We start from the raw sequence: 18,709 nt of genomic DNA on the forward strand, positions 1-18,709 counted from the left end.
ACTGATGGTTACGGTAAAACGTTATCAGGAGAATCCTCTGATCCGCCCGGAGGATGTACCGCCATATCATGACGGTTTTGAAGTGATCGGTACATTTAATGCCGGCGTGGCGGACTATCATGGTGAAATTTTACTCCTTCTGAGGGTTGCGGAACGGCCGCTGTCGAAGGAATCGTCCCGCGTGCCTTCTCCATATTATGACTTTGACGCAAGGAAAACCTCGGTTCGCTATTTTAACAAAAGGGATCCGGCGTACCAGTTTGGTGACAGCCGGATCGTCGGTCTGTCCGCTCATCCGGATCAGTTTGCCGGGCTGACGTCGCTGTCCTATCTTCGTCTGGCGAGAAGCCGTGACGGGCGGCATTTCACGGTCGATCCGAAGCCGTTTATTTATCCGGCGACGCGTTACGAGACATTCGGGATTGAGGATCCGCGGATCACGCAGATCGGCGACACGTATTACATCTATTTCAGTGCCGTGTCTCCGCTCGGCATCGGCATCAATCTGGTGACGACGAAAGATTTTAAAACGTATGCGGATCACGGTCTGATCTTTTCGCCTGAGGATAAGGATGCGGTCATTTTTCCGAAAAAAATAGGCGGCCGCTACTATGCGCTGCACCGCCCGTCGCTGAAGAGTGTCGGCAACCCGGATATCTGGCTGGCGGAATCCGACAATCTGCGCTACTGGGGGCATCACCGCCACCTGCTCGGCGTGCGCAAGGGATTCTGGGACAGCGCACGAATCGGCAGCGGGGCGGTTCCAATTCGGACAGCGGACGGCTGGCTGGAGATCTATCACGGCATGGATGCGCAGAACAGGTATTGTCTGGGTGCGCTGCTGCTTGATCTGAAGGATCCGGCAAAAATTCTTGCCCGGTCGGCGAAACCAATTCTCGAACCGGAGGCAGACTATGAAAAACACGGCTTCTTCGGGGCGGTGGTGTTCACCTGCGGGGCCCTGGTTCACGGCTCCGTACTGCAGCTCTATTACGGCGTCTCGGACCGGGCGATGGCGGGGGCCGAACTGGATCTCGGGCAGATTCTGGCGGGGCTGAAAACAGAGCGCATCTGATCCTGCCTGGCAAAATGACCGGCATGCACGCGAGACGTCGGCCGGCCGGCCGCACCTTTTGACAAAAAACGCCTGAATCAGAGCTTGATGACGGAAAATCTGACAGGATAATGTGCTTTGGTTGGTGTAATTCGGCCGACCTGTTAAAATAAACGTATATTCTGAAGGTGCAGTTACTGTCCCTGGAAACTGGGGGGAAGAATCATGAATGTCCTGTTTTGTGTCGGGAAGTCTTATTTCCCGATTTATCCGTCGATTGTCCGCCGGCTTGAGGCGCTCGGTGCGCATGTGACCTGCCTGATGTACGATCAGGCGCGGGATAAACAGAACATCGTCCGGGCGATCGGCGGTGCGGCCGTTTACATCACGGCGGTGGCGCCGGCGGATCGTGAAGTGATCGATGCGGCGCCCGGATTAAAATATATTCTGAAGACCGGCACGGGTCTGGATAACGTCGACATTGAGTATGCGACGGAGAAGGGCATCTTGGTCAGCAATGCGCCGGGGGAGAATGCGATGTCGGTTGCCGAGCTGGCGATCGGGCTGATGGTGGCGATTTCGCGGCAGATTCCGCAGCTTGACCGGCAGACGAAGGAAGGCACCTGGTTCCACAGCAACGGGTTTGAGCTCAACGGCAAGACGCTCGGAATTATCGGTTTCGGCACGATCGGTCAGAAAATAGCGAAAATCGCCGGGGCGTTCGGGATGCACCGGATCGCTTACGGCGCCTATCGGGACGATGACGCGGCTGCGCGGCTGAACACGCGATTTGTCACGCTGGATCAGGTGCTGAGCGACTCGGATTATCTGATGATCAGCACGGCGCTGAGAAAGACCAATTACCATCTGATTGATGCCGAAGCGTTGAAGAAGATGAAACCATCGGCCTTCCTAATCAATATTTCCCGCGGCGCGCTGACGGATGAACAGGCGCTTTTCCAGGCACTCCGGAAAAAGGCGATCGGCGGTGCGGCACTGGATGTGTTCGAGCAGGAACCGCCGGAGGAACCGCTGCCCTGCCTCGATAATCTGATCACAACACCGCATATCGGTGGAACGACGGAAGAAAGTGTCGAGCGGGTCGCCCAGGTGACGATCGACAACATCCGCCGGTTCATGCACGGCGAGCCGCTGAATCATCTGGCAAACGGGAATGAACTGAAAAAAGCACATCATATCTAAAACCAGGAGCTGGCGCTGCGGTGCCGGCTTTTTTTGTCTATCGGGCGGCACATTTCGCGGTGCGATCACAATACTCAGGCAGTTTATTTGGTCCGGGAGCGGTTGTTCGTGTATGCTGAAATTACAGCGGTCAGGACTAAATTATAAGCGCTTTCTTAAAAATGGGGTGAAGCAATGAGCAGGACGGATGAGATCCTGGATAAAGCACCGAAGCAGTTGTTTATCGGCGGACAGTGGGTTGATGCTGAGAATGGTGAAACGGATGCTGTGGTGAACCCGGCGACGGGACAGGTTATTGCGCATGTTGCCCGCGGCGGTGCTGCGGATACGGAAAAAGCCATTGATGCTGCGGAAAAAGCGTTCCCCGGCTGGGCGGAAACAGACCCGGATCAGCGGGCGGCGATCATGCGGCGGATTACCGATCTGATCGTCAGCCATGCGGACGAACTGGCGGTGCTGATGACTTTGGAGCAGGGCAAGCCGGTCGCCCAGGCACGGGGTGAAGTGCTGATCGGCGCGGAGAGCGTGCGCTGGTACGCCGAAGAGCTGCGCCGGATTTACGGTGAGACGGTTCCCGGTCCGAACGGACAGCTGTTCCTCGTTCAGAAGGAACCGCTTGGCATCGTCGGTGCGATTACGCCCTGGAATTTTCCATCATCGATGATTACACGGAAAATTTCCCCGGCCATCGCTGCCGGAAACACCGTTGTGCTGAAGCCGTCTCCTGAGACGCCGCTTTCGGCAACGGCGCTGATGGCGCTGTTTAAGGAAGGCGGGCTGCCGGACGGCGTGGTCAATGTGGTTACCGGCGATGCCCGCGCGATCGGCGGCGTTCTGACAGGAAGCGACCGGGTAAAGAAGATTGCCTTTACCGGATCCACGGCAGTCGGCAAGCTCTTGTTCGGCCAGTCTGCCGATACGGTGAAGAAACTGTCTCTTGAGCTGGGCGGGCATGCCCCGTTCATCGTACTTGCCGATGCTCCGGTGGATCGTGTAGTTACCGAACTTGTTGCAACAAAATTTCGCAATAACGGCCAGGTTTGTACCTCACCGAACCGGATCTTTGTTCAGCAGCCGATTCTGGAGGAGTTTACCGGTAAACTGATTGCGGCTGTTAAAAAAGTTAAAGTGGGCAACGGGCTGGACGAAGGCGTCGACGCCGGACCGCTGATCCGGGAAGACGCCATTGCCAAGATCGACGGACAGATCGCCGATGCCGCCAAAAAAGGGGCGACGGTCGCTACTGGCGGTCACCGGCTGACCGATGGTGCGTTTGCCGGCGGTTACTTCTATGCGCCGACCGTGCTGACCGGCGTCACACGCGCGATGAACATCTTTTACCAGGAAACTTTCGGTCCGGTTCTCCCGGTGATCCCGTTTCATACGGTTGATGAAGTCATCGACCTGGCAAATGACACGGAGTACGGTCTGGCAAGCTATTTCTATACAAAAGATCCGGCAACTATAGGAAAAATGAGCCGGAAACTGCAATATGGGATGGTCGGCGTGAACAGCGGTGCCGTTGCCTTTCCGCAGGCACCGTTCGGCGGCATCAAGCACTCCGGCCTCGGCCGCGAAAACGGACGCCAGGGTATTGACGGCTATGTCAATACGAAGTTTATTAACTTGAACTACGAAGTCTGAGTCAATCATATAGGTTCAGCCTGAACAAATGGTGTTCAGGTGACGGTTTGTTTGGAGAAATATGCCAATTGACTGACCAAGGCCTAAATTGACTTCGGACGAATCGTGAATCCAACAGGAGAGGCACCCGGACATCCGGGTGCCTCTCCTGTTTGGGGTGCGGCGTCAACTTTTGAAATATTTACTGATGATTGTCTGCAGCTGATTTTTATCGAGAATGATCTGTGCATTGTCGGCATTCAGAACGTCGTCGTGCATCCGTACGCTGGTGCCTTTCACCTGCCGGTAACGGATCTGTTTGGCAGGGTTGAAATTACCCTTGGCACTGAGGCCGGCACTGAGCAGGTCTTCGGAAGATAAGTTGGTCGCTACAAGGAACTTGGAGAGAGAACGGGACAGCGCCGGAAGCTTAGTGACGTTAGAGGGCTGCATGACTTTCTTCGCAATCCCCATCAGCGCGGCCTCCTGCAGCTGCTGGCGGCCGTAATCGGTCCCCGGCAGGGAGTAGCGTTCATGAACCAGTTCAGTCACGGTCGTACCGTCAAAAGAATGAAGGCCGGCCGGGTATGTCTTACCGGTAAATGATTTGTTCCAGGGATGCGTCAGGGTTACTTTAAACGGCAGGTTCATCTCGATACCGCCGAGCGTATTGATCATATCCCGCAGTCCCCAGTAGTTTGTTTCCGCATAGAAATTGATCGGCACGCCGGTCAGTCCGGATACGGCGCTGACCGCATCAAGAATCCCCTGCTGCTGCCCGTTCTTCATTTGCGATACGTACTGTACACTGGTCAGTTTGGTATACCCATAGCCGTTCATATAGACGCGCGTGTCGCGCGGGATACTGATCAAATCATACGTATGTTTCTTCAGATTGGCATGGATCAGGACCATTGAATCTGAGTGGCTGGCTGTATCGCCCTTTCGCGCATCGGAGCCGATCAGCAGCAGGTTGAATGTTCCGGAGGCGACCGGAGCCGAGCTGTTTCCACCAATGACTTTCAGATGAGCAAAGCGGTTCTCCGGGTTCAGCCGGTGTACTTCAAACGCTGTGAAGCCTGCGGCAATCGCAAGGATGAGTACGAGCAGAACCACCAGTCTGCGGAACACGCGGTGGCGCTTCTGATGTTTTTTGATTTCTTGCCTTGATTCATTTTCACTGTAATTACGCATGGTTTCGGGTCCTTTTAATTGATTCGGGGGGGGCGTGTTGCCCGGCCCGCCATATCTTCATTCTACACGTGACTGGTGTTGGTTTCCATCCGGCCCGGCAATTCCGGCTGCTGCGGAGGCCGTCAGAACATCGCGTTCCAGGTTAACGGTCCGACGATTCCGTCCGGCTTCAGTCCGTGCTTTTTCTGCCAGTTGCGCACTGCCTGCCGGGTCTGAGGTCCGAAAAGACCATCCTCAGCTGCACCGGCGATGTGCTGAATCCGGCGAACAGCATCACCGCGGCTGCCCTCACGTACCAGATGTCCGGGATAAGGAACAGATCCGGACGATATATTCTTTTTCGCGGCGGGTGCGGCTTTTCCGGGGATACGTGTGCTGCTTTTGTTCTTTCCGGTATCCGCCGGCCAGATTCCGTCCGGCTTTAAGACGAGATCGTCATCGACGCGGACGCCGCTCAGGATCCGGTCATTACGATACTGATAGATATGCGCGCAGGCGGATAACCGGCCTTCCGACCAGGCATAGGTTTGATAGAAGAAGTCGGCGGCTTTGGCACGTGAAACGGCCTCGACGACACGGAAGGAACCGTAGGCACCGATTCGGTACCGGATCCCCCGGATGCGGCGAAAATAATTGATGATGGTGCCGAGGTCTTCCCCGCCGGCATTATAGTCCACGGTAAAGTAAATGGGTGTGCCGGGAGGCTGTCCGATTGCCGCTGCATAGCGCTCGGCTGCAGCGGCATCTTTTTTCGCCTGGGCTTCGGTAAAATACGCACGTTTGACCGGATTGGTTTCCCAGATACTGAAAAGACCGAGTCCGGCCGCTAAAATGACCTTTGCCTCCTGATTGTCGACGGATTTCCAGGAATGCTCCGGTCCCAGATAACGGCCGATGGCCCCGACGCCGGTTTGCCGCAAACGTCCGATAGCGTCTTCAGTCAGTTTCGTTGCACAGTCAATCGCTTTCATCTGCTCACTCCTCTCTCATTTCAGGAAGACCTCTCCCATAGTAAATAGATAGTGAGCGAAGCAAAAAACCGGTCAATTACTCCCGGTTTTTCAAACTTGCTGTTCTTTCAATCGATGTGCGCCCTGCTTTTTCCCGGTGGTCTGCGGATTCATCCGTCGTACCGATATATATGCATAGAAAAGCAGCATCAGGAGCGGCACGGTGAGCAGACTGAAGTAGATCCGGGTGCTCAGATAAGGCTTTTGATCGACATGGTATACTTTGAACTTCAGATCCTGTTTCTTTGTGATATTGCCGCTCTGCAGCAGCCGGCCACCGGGATAGAGATCGCGCTGATCATATCCTAATCCGCTTTTTTGAAGTGCCAGAACAGATCCCGGCCGGCCAGCCACTTGGGTAAAGGTCAGCCGGTAAGGTAGCGATACGTCGGGGACAGCCGGCACACGGAAAGAGAGCGGCTGATTCTTTTTCATGCTGCTGATCCGCAGATCTCTAGAAAAAATGATTTTCCCCGTATGCAGGTTTGTCAGCGACACTGAATAGACAGCCCGTCCTGTTGCCCGGTTGGTGTACACAGTGATCCGGTTGAAGGTTCCAAGCGACCGGAATGTCTGGGTGACCACATGTGACGGGTCGACACGTGCACTCTTTTTGCCATTGATGTACGGCTGGTCGACGCTGTACTGATATTGGCTCGCCTCTGTCTGAGTCAGCGGGTGGTATCCTGCTATACCGGTGACGAGCACGGCCGCCGCCAGCACGGCTGCCAGCGCAAGACGCAGCGTGCGTCCGCGGACTGCATCTCCGGCCGGTGCGGCACTTCTCGCGATAAGGTCATTCAAGGCTTTGAGCCCGTACACATCGCTGATCAGAATAAATGTACTGAACAGCAGACTGTATCGTGGTTCCGCCTCCCAGACAAACGTGTAGAAGAGAAAGTTTCCGAACAGGCAGATCTGAATAAGCAGATTGAGATCGGCTTTGCGCGTTCTGAAATAGTGTACGATGGAAAAAATCATCAGGAACAGATTGACCATATAAAATATCTGAATAATCAGCAGCATCAGGCTCTTACGGCGGTTCAGCAGATACTCATAAACGGTCGTCGGTTTCGCATTTAAGTGCGTGTACCAGAAGTAGGCGTGGGCCCCGGATGACCAGGTTCGCACCGCCTTTATCGCCGCAAGATGGGTCAGCCCGGTCAGGCCGTAACGGCTGAGACGGTCCCTGATCTGCTGCAGATCCGTCTGTTTCTTCGCCGCCTGTGTCGGTTGTTTCAGAGTCCGCTGCATGTCGGCATTGTTATAACCGCCGTTCGGCGACAGGCCGAGCGCCATCCAATGGACAGTCGGCGTCGCCAGTGCCGGATTCGGTACATAGCCGTAATGGCGTTCCACCGGTACAGCCGAGAAACTGATCAGACCGACAATGGCACTGATCACCAGGCTGTTGATAATCACCTTTTTCCAGTTCAATACAAAGAACATATAGATGATCAGGGCAGGAAGAAAGAGAATCAGGTTCGGCCGGATCAGATAGCCGATGCCGACCAGCAGTCCGATGAGCAGCAGATAACCTGCTTTTCCGGACTGCCGGTACTGATACCAGCAATACAGGAGCAGTACCGGAAAAGCGATAATCGTTGTGTCGGTATAAAAATATAAGGTGTAGAAGAACAGCGGCAGACAGGTCAACGTGAACAGCAGAAAGAAACAGCCGCCGCGCTCATCGGTCAGTTTGCGCACCAGTTTCCAGCCGAAGAAAATGCCCAGATCGAGCATCGCCGCACAGAATGCCCAGTCGATGACCATATAGCTGGACAGATGTACCCATGAGAAGACCTGGTAAATAAAATAGCGGAGCAGAGTCACCGGAATATTATTCGGGTAGATCTGAAAATAAGGCAGCCCCGACGCATGATGATGCGCCAGCAGATACAAGGCTTCGGCATAAGTATGGCCGCCATCGACATGCGGCGGAATCAGCGTGTGAAAAGCCAGGATCAGCCAGACCTCAAAGCCTCCCATGACGGCCATCAGGACCAGTGATATGCGCCGGATTACAGCGGCTGAAAGTGAGTCCATCCAGCGGTACAGGGCCAGAAAAAACAGCAGGACGATGATTGAAAACAAAGCCAGTGCCAGTGCTGCGGAAGTCAGGTTCCAGTCAGATAGTTGAATGAATGGATAAATAAAACCAGCGGCCCAGGCCGCAAAAAAACAAAGCGCAAAAACAATACTGAATACGGACAGTAATCCGTGTTTCCACTTTAAAATTGCACCCACATCCCATCCAGGTGGTAAACTGTGCGGCACTGGTGACCGCAGTTTGCGTATTTGTCGTCATTTCACTGCAGAACGCTTTACAGCGCCCGTCTCGTAAACGCGGTATGCTGGTCCGCCAATGTCTGTTTCTCGATGGTATAACGGGGGCGATGCTTGGTTTCCTTGAAAATCTTTCCGATATATTCGCCGATCACACCGGTCGCAATCAGCTGCAGACCGCCGATCAGCCAGATGGACAGGATCACGGACGACCAGCCGGTGACCGTATGCCCGAGTATTTTCTGAATGACGGCGTAGAGAGCAGCCAGGAAACCGATACCGGCAACGCCCATGCCCAGATAGGTTACCATCCGGATCGGGGCAATCGAAAAGGAAGTGATGCCGTCGATGGCGAAATTCAGCATCTTTTTCAGCGGGTATTTCGATTTTCCGGCATAGCGCTCGGCACGATTGTAGTATACTTTGGTGCTCCGGAAACCGAGCAGCGGGATCATGCCGCGCAGGAACACATTTTCTTCCTGATATTTGACGAACTCATTCAGTACTCGGCGGTCGAGCAGACGGAAGTCGGCATGGTTCGGGACCATTTTCACACCGAGTTTGTCCATGATCCGATAGAATAGCAGTGCGGTATTCCGTTTGAAGAAAGTATCGGTGTCCCGTTTATCCCGGACGCCGTAAACGATGTCGTAGCCTTCCTGATATTTTTCCAGAAACTTGGTGATTGTATTCACATCGTCCTGCAGGTCCGCATCAATTGTGACCACACAGTCCGAATAGGGACGGGAGGATTCGATACCGGCAATCAGGGCATTCTGATGCCCGAAATTCCGGCTCAGTTTGACCCCGGTGACATCGGCATAGTCGCGGATAAACCGGCTGATCAGATCCCAGGTCCGGTCTTTGCTGCCGTCGTCGACGTACAGAATCGTGCTGCCGTGGGCGGCAAGATGGTCATGGACGGCGTGCTGCAGCACGGCACGCAGCCTTTTATTGGTTTCTTCAAGTACTTCTTCCTCATTGAAGCAGGGGACGACAATCGTCAGAACAGGTTCATTCATCTGTTTATTCCTCCTGATCTATCGGTCATAAGTTCGCGGCGGGATTGTCTGATGCCCGTCCGTCTTTCTGTTTCCACTATCCATGATAGGGAGACCGTGTTACCGGGTAACCAATATTTGGTGAAAATAAGATTAGAATTTCTTAATAAAATTCTCATCCCTGTGCGTGCACGGACCGACTATAATGGAAGTTGGAAGGAAATGGGATTACCCGGCTTTTGGTACAGCCGTCATGCATCGTCTATAATCGAAAATGACAGAAGATCTGCCGGCATGGAGCCGGCGTTAAATGGAAAGGGCAGGCTGTTTCTATGGCACAGATAAACATTTTGCTGGTCGAAGATGAACAGAGTGTGGCTTCCTTTGTGGCCACAGAACTGAGCTTTGAAAATTATCAGGTGACCGAAGCCGGTGACGGAGAGCAGGCACTGAAGCTTTTTTTCGACGATGAATCAAAATGGGATCTGATCCTGCTTGACTTGATGCTGCCGAAGCTGAACGGGCTGGAAGTCTGCCGACGGATCCGGAAGAAGAGTCTGGTGCCGATCATTATCATGACGGCCAGAGACTATGTCGGCGACAAGGTTGCCGGGCTCGACGGCGGGGCGGATGATTATATTACGAAGCCGTTCGAGATTGAGGAACTGCTGGCCCGTGTCCGCGTGGCCATCCGGCGGCGGAAAAAATATATGGAGGGACCGGCATCGCATATTTATCAGACCGGGGACCTTGTTCTGGATACCGAAAAGCGTTCCGCCGCGCGGGGCGGAAAGTCGGTTGAACTGACTCAGCGGGAGTTCGATCTGCTGGCGATGCTGATGAAAAATGAGGGCAAAGTGATGACCCGGGATGAACTGTTGTCTAAAGTCTGGGGCTTCGACTATATGGGGCAGACCAATATTGTCGATGTCTACATCCGCTACCTGCGCAGCAAGATTGATCCGGGTCCGAAAAACCGGCTGATTCATACGGTCCGCGGGGTCGGTTATGCGCTGAGGGTGGATGAATGAAGAACTGGATGAGAACGTTCCGGCTGAAAAGAAAGACAACGGTGTTCCAGATGAACTTCTGGTACCTTCTGATTTTGCTGCTGACCGCCCTGTTCATCGGCACTGCGGCCATCATTATTGTCAGTTATTCTCTCTATAAAGGGACGGAGCAGGAAGCGGAATATGTCGAGTACGAGCTGATCCACGAGTCCAAAGAGGCTCATCCGAACTGGGATCAGGCCATTAATACGATTCTCTATAATCAGCATCCGAATTTTTATCTGCACATTCAGACACCGAATGGAAAACAGATCTATTCCAAGGGCAGTGAAAGCATCACGGATCAGAATGCGTACCGGATCACGCTGTCGGTGTTTTCCTCGATATCATTCAAGAAAAAATTCGTCCCTATTTATGAATATCAGTTTATGTATAACGGCTATAAGTTCAAACTGTTCATTCGGATGGTCAGCATTCACCGATTTATCGTCTTAATGCTCAGGGTCATGTCGCTTGTTGTCCTGTCGGGTATTTTGATCGGTGCCCTGGCCATTTACCGACTGTCACGGCGGCTGAACCGGCCGCTGATGCAAGCCACCGGAATGATCAATAAGATCACGGAGACCAACGATCTGAAGCGCCGCGTTTATGTTCCGGAGTTGCCGAAAGAAGTGCACGACTTGGCGCTGGCTTTTAATCAGCTGATGGATCAGCTCGATAAGCAGATTGAACGGGATCACCGGTTTGTCTCTGATGCGTCCCACGAGCTGAGAACGCCGCTGGCTGCGATCCGCGGCCATGTCGAACTCATTCAGCGCCATGGGGCAGGGCACCCCGAAGTGATTGAGCAGTCGATCCATTTTGTCGATCAGGAATCCAAACGGATGCAGCGGCTGATCGAACAGCTGCTGATGATCGCCCGTCTGGACCGGCGATCGGGGAAACTGGGACCTGTCAATCTTTCAATGGTCGCCCGCAATGTAATTTCCGATTATACAGCCAGTGTAACGCAACGATTCACTGCCGATGTCACCGATGACGTTTACGCGCTGGCAAATGAAGATTATGTGCACCAGGTCATCGTCTCGCTGCTTGGAAATGCACGTAAATACACACCGGAGGACGGAGAAATCCGGATTATCGTCAACCGCGATGCCAGGTATGCCTGCATCCGCGTGCAGAATTCCGGGCCGCAGATTCCCGATGCGGAGAAAGAGAAAATTTTTACCCGCTTCTACCGGCCCGATCAGTCCCGATCCAGCGCTGCCGGCGGTTCCGGCCTTGGTCTGGCAATTGTCCGTCAGCTGGTTGAACTGGACAAGGGCGCGATCTGGGTACGGAACATTGTGCCGGCGGGTAATGAATTTGTCGTCCGTCTGACGGGATATGATCCGGATAAAAAGGAGACCGGTGCTCCTGAAAGTGAATAATGGTTCGAGCACCTTTTTTGCGGAAGATTTTTTAAAGGAAAAAGGCGGCCCCTGTCGAATTTATGATCATGTACCTCCCTGGTTCGATCATCTGTTGACGCCCCGATTTAAAATCAACCCATTGAACTTCTGCAGACTGAGGTGGCCTATGTTTGACCGCAAATTTACAATTCCCTTCCATGTCCGTCAGCTTGAGGCGGCCGTTCACCGGTTCAGCGGAGACCGAAAAAAGAAAATGGAACTCGAAGAACAGCTGAAAAATTATTATGCCGGCTGCAGAGGAGAGTCCGCCGTAGATTACCCGCTCAGCCTCCTGCAGGAGAGAGAATTCCGGATTCTTCACTCGCTCCGTTTGCCGAATGGCGTGCATCTTTTTCAGATGGACTGCCTCTTGCTTACAACTCGTTTTTTTCTCCTTCTGGAAATAAAAAACATTTCAGGAACACTTCATGTCGATTCAAAACTCCATCAGTTTTTTCGTGAAAAGAAAGAGCAGGTGCAACGCTTCTCTGATCCGTTCGTACAGGCCGAACGGTTGATCCGGCAGTTTCGCGTATGGCTGGGCGGGAGCAAGTTTGCTCACATGCCGATCGAAAAACTGGTCGTACTGGTTTCACCCAATGCGGTACTCTTGCCGGAGTCGGCAGATTCGAATTTTTATCGGTCCGTAACTTTTGTCGACCGGCTGGCGGAACGGGTTCTGGAAATCAGCCGTCTTCATGCTGAGCCATTAGTAACACCGAAAATGCTGCGTGCGTTTTCGAAAAAGTTGTGTGCTGCTCATCAGGAACTTGAACAAAATGTTTTTGCTGCTTATCACATTGATCCAAACCAAATCCGGCACGGTGTCTGCTGTCCGGAATGTGGTACTTTTCCGATGCAAAGACTGAAGGCGCGCTGGTCCTGCGGGTCCTGCGGCGGTGTGTCAAAAGATGCGCATATTCAGGCGCTAAAGGATTATCGGCTGATCTTCGGACCGAAAATCACAAACCAGCAGTGTCGTGCGTTTCTGCATCTGGAGTCACGCGACTTGGCCAGAAGACTATTAAGTGCGGCAGGTGCATCCCCATCCGGAACGGGAAAGGCCATTGTTTATCACTTGAATTTTAATTGATCATCCGGAAATGCGCGCATTTCTGAAAAATCGCGCGTATTTCCGGAAAAATGCGCGCAAATTGAAATAAATGCGCGCATTTCGCATAAAATACCATAATGTGGAAAATAAAGGAGACATTTTATACCTGAATGGTAAATTAGTCTCTTATTTTTTTACAAAAATGATTATCGGTCTTTACAAGCGCTTCAAGTTGGCGCGGTAAACTCATGAGAAGGGTATGAAACGAGCCTTGCCAGGATAGTTTATTCATAAAGGATAAAAATGCGAGGAGTGGCGGTATGAGAATCGCTGTGATCGGAACGGGGTATGTAGGTTTGGTTACGGGTGTCGCCCTTTCAGACATTGGCCACATCGTGACATGCATTGATATCGACCCGGAGAAAGTGAAGACGCTGAATCAGGGCGTGCCGACGATTTATGAGCCGGGGCTTGAGGCACTGATGCAGAAAAATATGCGTGCGCGCCGGCTGTCTTTCACGTCCCATCACCGGACAGGCGTGGAGGAAGCTCGGGTTGTCTATATTGCAGTTGGAACGCCGCAGCGGTCGGACGGTTCGGCCAATCTGGACTATGTGATGCAGGCTGCCCGTGATGTTGCAGCTGTCATCACCCATCCGGTGATCGTCGTCATCAAGAGTACGGTTCCGGTCGGGACGAATGAACGGATCCGTCGACTGATGAACGCGATCACAAAAGACGGAATCCGGGTTGATATTGCATCAAATCCGGAATTCCTGCGTGAAGGCTCGGCCGTCGAGGATACATTCCACGGCGACCGGATTGTGATCGGTGCAGACGAACCGGGGGTAGCGGATGTCCTGGAAGAAATCAACCGGCCGTTCGGCATCCCGGTCCTGAAAACCGATCTGTATAGTAGTGAGATGATCAAATACGCGTCGAATGCTTTTCTGGCCACCAAAATCAGTTTCATCAATGAGATCGCCAATATCTGTGATCAGCTCGGGGCGAATGTCGATGAAGTTGCCCGCGGCATGGGGCTGGATCACCGGATCGGCCGCCAGTTTCTGAAAGCCGGGATCGGCTATGGCGGTTCCTGTTTCCCGAAGGATACGAAGGCGCTCGTTCAGCTGGCCGGCAATCATCACCATGATTTCAATCTGCTAAAATCGGTCATTGAAGTCAATAATCATCAGCAGGTGATTCTGCTGGAACGCATGCTCGGCCGGTTCGGGTCGCTCGAAGGGAAAAAAGTGGCGGTGCTTGGCCTGGCCTTCAAACCGAATACCGATGATCTGCGCGAATCGCCGGCACTTGCACTGATTCCGAAACTGAACGCACTTGGCGCACAGATTACGGCTTATGATCCGATTGCTGCGGGGAACGCAAAGAAACAGCTTGGCTCCGCGGCCGTTTTTACGGAGAATATCAGTGATGCCCTGCGCGGTGCAGACTGCGCCCTGATCATCACCGACTGGCCGGACATAAAAAAGATGGATCTTGAAACCTATGTCCGTCTGATGGCTGCGCCGGTTGTTTTTGACGGCCGGAACTGTTACAGTCTCGATGCTGCAGCTCGTGCCGGGATTGAGTATCATTCAATCGGACGGCCGAGCTGTTTGCCGGAACTGATTCGCTGACCGGTTCCGACGGGCAGAGCATTCGATTTTCTGAGGCTCTGCCTTTTTTCATGATGAGTGACAAAATCGTCGGATCAGCAAACAGAAACGATGAAGTGAGGAACATAAGCAATGAAGATTCTTTTTTTTGTCGGCGAATTTCCAAAACTTTCGCAAACATTTATCTTAAACCAGATAACCGGATTAATTGACGCCGGGCACGATGTAAGAATCATTGCTAAAAGAAAAGCGCCGGGGCAGAAAGTTCACGATGATGTTGCGAACTACCGTCTGGACGAGCGGACGATATATTACGATGCAGCCGGCAGCAACAGCAAATTGCAGAAGGCTGTTCATTTTGCAGCGGCACTGGCGTCCGTATCAATAGCCCGGCTTTTTGAGAAAAAAGACTGGAAATCATTTTCTTACAGAGATTTATTCCGCCAGCCGAATCTGGCCTTCCTGATCCGCACTCTGAGCCGGATCAATTTGCGCGGCTGCGACGCGGTTCTCGCCCATTTCGGTCCGAACGGCCTGCTGGCCCGAAAATGCATCGACCTGGGATTGCTTCAGGGCGATTTGTATATCGCATTCCATGGTTACGATATGCTTCGCTATATCAACGAAAAAGGAGAAAATGTCTATCAGGATCTTTTTGCATCCAGATCCACACTTCTCCCGATCAGTGAATACTGGAAACGCCGTCTGATCGTTCTTGGCGCGGATCCGGACCGGATTATCGTCCACCATATGGGCATCGATCTGTCACGGTTTACTGTCTGTCCGGCCCGGCCGGCAAAAGAAACGGTCATTGTCTCCGCAGCCCGGTTTGTTGAAAAAAAGGGTCTGGAATATGGCATTAAAGCGATTGCCGAAATGATTTCACACGGTTATCCGGTTCGCTACGATCTGGCCGGAGACGGCCCGCTTGCTGCAGAGCTTAAGGAACTGATCGACAGACTGCATTTAGGCGGCCATGTCCGTCTGCTCGGGTGGAAAACTCAGGAGGAATGGATTTCGCTCATGAAAGGGGCGCAGATCGTCCTGGCTCCGAGCGTCACTGCGCGAAGCGGGGATATGGAGGGTATTCCTGTTCAGCTGATGGAGGCGATGGCGATGGAAAAACTGGTCGTCTCGACAAATCACAGCGGTATTCCTGAACTGATTGAGGATGGTGTGAGCGGCTTTCTGGTTAAAGAAAAGAGTCCGGAACAACTGGCACAGGCGATGATGCGGATTATCGACACACCTGAAAAATGGGACCGCATTACCCGTCAGGCACGCTGGACGGTTAAACAGCAGTTTAACCGGGACGTGCAGAACAGACGACTGATCGAGATGATGGAAAAAGGTACGGCAGACTGATCGGCATCCGGCTAGTCTGTCGTTCCGCTTTTTGATGAGAACTCGTCGATCAGCCAGTCATGCAGCCTCTTCGCCGCATTTTCCCAGGAGTAGTTTTGAGCCTGAAGCTGTCCTCTTTGGATCAGATCCCTGCGCAGTCCATTGCTGGTCAGGACATCGGCTATCGCACCGGCAATCCGGTCTATGTCAAGCGGATTGACCAGGACTGCGGCATCGGCGGCTACCTCCGGAAGAGAAGATGTATTCGATGTGATCACCGGGACGCCGGCAGCCATCGCTTCAATCACCGGTATGCCGAATCCCTCATACAGGGAAAGGAAAAGATTCAGGTCCGCCATTTGATAGATGGCAACCTTATCTGAAGCAGCAACACGACCGATGAAACGGATATATTGCTGCATTCCGGATTCGGATGCGATCTGTTTCAGCGATTCACTGGCATTGGTAATCACAAGATGATAGGCCTTCCGGATACGCTCCGGGAGCCGCATATAAGCCTGAAGCAGAGACACCACATTTTTATGTTTTCTGGTTGAACCGAAATAGAGAATAAACCGGTGAGGGAGCTGATATCTTTCACGGACTTCATTTCTCTGTTCAGGTCCTACCGGGGAATTGAATGCCGCATAATCGACACCGTTCGGAACCACGAATAACTTGTTATCCTGAAGATTGAAACAGGACATCAGATCTCTCTTTGAATGCTCCGATACCGTCAGAATCCGGTCAGAACGATTAACGGCATCCCGGACCCGGGCCAGATAGCGCGCTTTAACCGACTGATTTTCCATTTCCGTTTTCAAGGGAATCAGATCATGTATCGTTGTGACCACTTTCCCCCTGAACCTTACACGCGGCAATTTATAGTTAAAGAACAAATTCACTTCGCTTTGCCTGCGGCAGATGCTGTCCATCGTCACGGGTAAAAGGCTGAAATGCGGATTATAGGCAAACCTTGCCGGCAGCCAGGAAATTTTTACAGGAAAATTGAAACGGTTCAGATCGGACCGTTTCAGTCCCGGCGTGTAAAAAATATTGCCGCAGCACTTAAGATCGGGATACTTCATAAGTTCCAATATCATCCGGTTATTGAACACTCCGATACCAGTGCTGAAATGATTGACTTCCTGCATACCGAAATTGATCCGCAGCATCGTCTTCCTTCTTTCCTGTTATTAAATCAATTCTTGCCGATTCCGGCTACCTCCCGGCGACGAAATCGCAGCCAGATCTGATGGATTGCCGGATATTGAATAAGCAGAACCACGAGCAGCAGTCCGATATTGAGCAGCGTGACGGTTTGCCAAGGCAATAAGTTGAGGAAGGCTCCGCCGAACAGCAGCAAGAAGACGCTGTAGTGTCTCAGGACCGGGAAAGCCAATCCGTTTTTTGCCGAGAAGTAAGTTCTGGCGGCAAAAAAGAAGATATAGGAAACTGCCGTCGCTGTGGCCGCACCGACAGCGCCGAACAGGGGTACAAGCAGAAGATTGATGATGATGTTTGGAATCAGGGCGATCAGGCCGACCCAGATTCCCAGATAACTTTTTTTCGAAAAGACAATCCCAAGGCACGTCGTCTCACTGACGGTGAAGATAATCGGCGGCAGACACAGGAAACCGATAATATAGCGCGCGTCCGCGTAACCTGAGGAGAGCAGCGCCACGATCAGATCTTTAAAAATCAGGATGAACACGGCGATAGTGGACATACCAAGCAGGATGGCATCGCTGACCATCTGATAATATCTGATCGGTTTGCCTTCTGAATACCAGCGATAAGCGGTCGGTATCCAGAAACTGGTGAAGCTGGTCTGAATGATTGACAGGGCTGCAGCAATCTTCAGTGTTGCCGCAAAAATCCCGATCTGGTAGAAACTGCTCCACGCCCGTAAGGAAAACTGGTCCATCGAATTGAGCAGGCTGGACAGGGACGTGGCCACCACGACGGGCAGACCGAATGTCAGCATTCCTTTAAGCAGCCGTCTGTCGACGGTAAAGTGGTTCAGCTGAAAAAGATTTCTGTACCGGAACAATAAATACAGATCCCCTAGAATTTGTCCGAATACGGCGGAATAGACAACGGCAAGAAAGTCGCGACGGATAAACAGAACGAATATCAGTGTCAGCGTCAGAACCGCAAATTTCACAAAAATATTAAGCAGAGAATACGCCAGTGCCTGTTCGCGCATTCGGATGGACAGGAGAATAAACCTTTCGAGAACCATGAAGATGATCATGACGCCAAACAGCACGGCCGATCCGCCATGGTGAGAAGTACCAAACAGAATCTGCGATACCCGTCCGGGCATGGTCAGCGTCAGAATGAGTGTAAGACAGGCAAGGATCAGTGGGATCAGCAGTGCATTCTGGAAAAGGCAGCGTTTATCCTGCTGTTCATGATATACCCGGGTATAGGCCTGATCGATCCCGAGGAACAGGAAGGTCGCAAAGATCATCTGAACGAGCAGAAACATACTCGCTTTTCCGTATTCGTCGGGACGGATAAAGTAAGTGGTCAGCGGAATCGTCACAAAGGAAAGAAGAGCGCCGACAACCGGACCTATCGAAAAGCCGATAAATTTTCTGATGAATGTGTTCATAGCCTGATCCTTACCCATATTGCTCTGATTGTTCCCTTAGTATAGTCAGTAAGTCCGGCGCGTAATCCAAAGTACCGGTTAACGACATTGTTACCACACAGGTCTCCATGCATTCCGCTAGATGTTGCTCTCCAAAATTTACCGCAATCACTATTTCCGTGCAATAAAGTTGTCGGATTCTCAACAAATTTTACATTAGATTCATAAAAACCGAGGAATGCTCTATCCATTTAATCCAGG

At 52.3% G+C, this 18,709-nt stretch carries 14 protein-coding genes; 8 read left to right on the top strand and 6 right to left on the bottom strand.

What is annotated here, in order from left to right; translation table 11 throughout:
• Window positions 1–4: 4 nt before the first annotated feature.
• From D889_RS0106370 to D889_RS0106380, 3 genes are all read left to right on the top strand, one after another.
• On the top strand, window positions 5–1,075 hold the full coding sequence (locus tag D889_RS0106370) for a BtaManbiosPhlase (RefSeq protein WP_010631555.1): 1,071 nt from the start codon (window positions 5–7) through the stop codon (window positions 1,073–1,075).
• Window positions 1,076–1,279: 204 nt separating this feature from the next.
• Complete coding sequence (locus D889_RS0106375) at window positions 1,280–2,257, top strand: phosphoglycerate dehydrogenase (RefSeq protein WP_010631554.1); 978 nt, start codon at window positions 1,280–1,282, stop codon at window positions 2,255–2,257.
• 174 nt (window positions 2,258–2,431) lie between these two features.
• Window positions 2,432–3,901 (top strand): NAD-dependent succinate-semialdehyde dehydrogenase, encoded by a 1,470-nt coding sequence (locus D889_RS0106380; protein WP_010631553.1) that lies wholly within the window; start codon window positions 2,432–2,434, stop codon window positions 3,899–3,901.
• 165 nt (window positions 3,902–4,066) lie between these two features.
• Here D889_RS0106380 and D889_RS0106385 read toward each other — a convergent pair whose 3' ends face one another.
• The 4 genes from D889_RS0106385 to D889_RS0106400 form a co-directional block, all read right to left on the bottom strand.
• Window positions 4,067–5,074 carry an LCP family protein gene (locus tag D889_RS0106385; RefSeq protein WP_010631552.1) on the bottom strand — a complete coding sequence of 336 codons (1,008 nt, stop codon included), beginning with the start codon at window positions 5,072–5,074 and terminating at the stop codon, window positions 4,067–4,069.
• A 122-nt stretch (window positions 5,075–5,196) separates the two neighbouring features.
• Window positions 5,197–6,045, bottom strand: coding sequence for a glycoside hydrolase domain-containing protein (locus tag D889_RS0106390; RefSeq protein WP_010631551.1), 849 nt, complete (start codon window positions 6,043–6,045; stop codon window positions 5,197–5,199).
• 90 nt (window positions 6,046–6,135) lie between these two features.
• Window positions 6,136–8,331 (bottom strand): glycosyltransferase family 39 protein, encoded by a 2,196-nt coding sequence (locus tag D889_RS0106395; RefSeq protein WP_010631550.1) that lies wholly within the window; start codon window positions 8,329–8,331, stop codon window positions 6,136–6,138.
• 77 nt (window positions 8,332–8,408) lie between these two features.
• The gene (locus D889_RS0106400; protein ID WP_010631549.1) at window positions 8,409–9,392 is read right to left on the bottom strand and encodes a glycosyltransferase family 2 protein; all 984 of its coding nucleotides are present in this window, start codon (window positions 9,390–9,392) and stop codon (window positions 8,409–8,411) included.
• Window positions 9,393–9,703: 311 nt separating this feature from the next.
• On the opposite strand from D889_RS0106400, the gene D889_RS0106405 reads away from it, so the two are divergent.
• The 5 genes from D889_RS0106405 to D889_RS0106425 all read left to right on the top strand — a co-directional run bounded on the left by D889_RS0106405 (window position 9,704) and on the right by D889_RS0106425 (window position 15,870).
• Window positions 9,704–10,402 carry a response regulator transcription factor gene (locus D889_RS0106405; protein WP_010631548.1) on the top strand — a complete coding sequence of 233 codons (699 nt, stop codon included), beginning with the start codon at window positions 9,704–9,706 and terminating at the stop codon, window positions 10,400–10,402.
• The gene (locus D889_RS0106410) at window positions 10,399–11,811 is read left to right on the top strand and encodes a sensor histidine kinase (protein ID WP_010631547.1); all 1,413 of its coding nucleotides are present in this window, start codon (window positions 10,399–10,401) and stop codon (window positions 11,809–11,811) included. The genes D889_RS0106405 and D889_RS0106410 overlap by 4 nt, the downstream gene beginning before the upstream one ends.
• A gap of 148 nt (window positions 11,812–11,959) precedes the next feature.
• A complete protein-coding gene (locus D889_RS0106415) occupies window positions 11,960–12,925 on the top strand; it encodes a nuclease-related domain-containing protein (RefSeq protein WP_238537621.1) in 966 nt (321 codons plus the stop codon).
• Window positions 12,926–13,206: 281 nt separating this feature from the next.
• Window positions 13,207–14,526 (top strand): UDP-glucose dehydrogenase family protein, encoded by a 1,320-nt coding sequence (locus D889_RS0106420; RefSeq protein ID WP_010631545.1) that lies wholly within the window; start codon window positions 13,207–13,209, stop codon window positions 14,524–14,526.
• Window positions 14,527–14,637: 111 nt separating this feature from the next.
• Window positions 14,638–15,870 carry a glycosyltransferase gene (locus D889_RS0106425; RefSeq protein WP_010631544.1) on the top strand — a complete coding sequence of 411 codons (1,233 nt, stop codon included), beginning with the start codon at window positions 14,638–14,640 and terminating at the stop codon, window positions 15,868–15,870.
• An 11-nt stretch (window positions 15,871–15,881) separates the two neighbouring features.
• Here D889_RS0106425 and D889_RS0106430 read toward each other — a convergent pair whose 3' ends face one another.
• On the bottom strand, window positions 15,882–17,024 hold the full coding sequence (locus D889_RS0106430; RefSeq protein ID WP_010631543.1) for a glycosyltransferase family 4 protein: 1,143 nt from the start codon (window positions 17,022–17,024) through the stop codon (window positions 15,882–15,884).
• 26 nt (window positions 17,025–17,050) lie between these two features.
• A complete protein-coding gene (locus D889_RS0106435; RefSeq protein ID WP_238537619.1) occupies window positions 17,051–18,469 on the bottom strand; it encodes a lipopolysaccharide biosynthesis protein in 1,419 nt (472 codons plus the stop codon).
• Between the last annotated feature and the right edge of the window lie 240 nt (window positions 18,470–18,709).

The organism is Sporolactobacillus vineae DSM 21990 = SL153, assembly GCF_000377985.1.
GTDB classification, from domain to species: domain Bacteria; phylum Bacillota; class Bacilli; order Bacillales; family Sporolactobacillaceae; genus Sporolactobacillus; species Sporolactobacillus vineae.

Coding starts and splice junctions, on each gene's coding strand:
- D889_RS0106405 (WP_010631548.1), top strand. CDS start 9,704: ATGGCACAGATAAACATTTTGCTGGTCGAAGATGAACAGAGTGTGGCT.
- D889_RS0106420 (WP_010631545.1), top strand. CDS start 13,207: ATGAGAATCGCTGTGATCGGAACGGGGTATGTAGGTTTGGTTACGGGT.
- D889_RS0106435 (WP_238537619.1), bottom strand. CDS start 18,469: ATGAACACATTCATCAGAAAATTTATCGGCTTTTCGATAGGTCCGGTT.
- D889_RS0106410 (WP_010631547.1), top strand. CDS start 10,399: ATGAAGAACTGGATGAGAACGTTCCGGCTGAAAAGAAAGACAACGGTG.
- D889_RS0106375 (WP_010631554.1), top strand. CDS start 1,280: ATGAATGTCCTGTTTTGTGTCGGGAAGTCTTATTTCCCGATTTATCCG.
- D889_RS0106425 (WP_010631544.1), top strand. CDS start 14,638: ATGAAGATTCTTTTTTTTGTCGGCGAATTTCCAAAACTTTCGCAAACA.
- D889_RS0106370 (WP_010631555.1), top strand. CDS start 5: ATGGTTACGGTAAAACGTTATCAGGAGAATCCTCTGATCCGCCCGGAG.
- D889_RS0106380 (WP_010631553.1), top strand. CDS start 2,432: ATGAGCAGGACGGATGAGATCCTGGATAAAGCACCGAAGCAGTTGTTT.
- D889_RS0106390 (WP_010631551.1), bottom strand. CDS start 6,045: ATGAAAGCGATTGACTGTGCAACGAAACTGACTGAAGACGCTATCGGA.
- D889_RS0106415 (WP_238537621.1), top strand. CDS start 11,960: ATGTTTGACCGCAAATTTACAATTCCCTTCCATGTCCGTCAGCTTGAG.
- D889_RS0106430 (WP_010631543.1), bottom strand. CDS start 17,024: ATGCTGCGGATCAATTTCGGTATGCAGGAAGTCAATCATTTCAGCACT.
- D889_RS0106385 (WP_010631552.1), bottom strand. CDS start 5,074: ATGCGTAATTACAGTGAAAATGAATCAAGGCAAGAAATCAAAAAACAT.
- D889_RS0106400 (WP_010631549.1), bottom strand. CDS start 9,392: ATGAATGAACCTGTTCTGACGATTGTCGTCCCCTGCTTCAATGAGGAA.